The following is a 242-nucleotide window of genomic DNA, read 5'->3' as shown; positions in this document are numbered from 1 at the left end:
GCGCCGTCGATGTACACCTGGCCACCGTTGTCGTGAATGATCGCGCAGATTTCGCCGATCGCTTCTTCGAACACGCCGTGGGTCGATGGGTAGGTGATCATGATCGCGGCCAGGCGCTCGCGGTGTTCGATGGCTTTGGCGCGCAGGTCCTCGACATCGACGTTGCCACGGGCGTCACAGGCGGTAACCACCACACGCATGCCGGCCATGTTGGCGGTAGCGGGGTTGGTGCCGTGGGCCGA

Annotated in this window: 1 protein-coding gene; it reads right to left on the bottom strand. The window is 64.5% G+C overall.

Features of this window, described 5'->3' with window-relative positions; genetic code table 11:
• The coding region (locus G1E_RS29950) for an aminotransferase class V-fold PLP-dependent enzyme (RefSeq protein ID WP_047150231.1) at window positions 1–242 on the bottom strand (242 nt) is incomplete at both ends.

This window comes from Pseudomonas sp. TJI-51, from assembly GCF_000190455.2.
GTDB classification, from domain to species: domain Bacteria; phylum Pseudomonadota; class Gammaproteobacteria; order Pseudomonadales; family Pseudomonadaceae; genus Aquipseudomonas; species Aquipseudomonas juntendi.
Note: the sequence above shows the minus strand (reverse complement) of the source record. Positions and strands in the feature narration are given on the sequence as shown.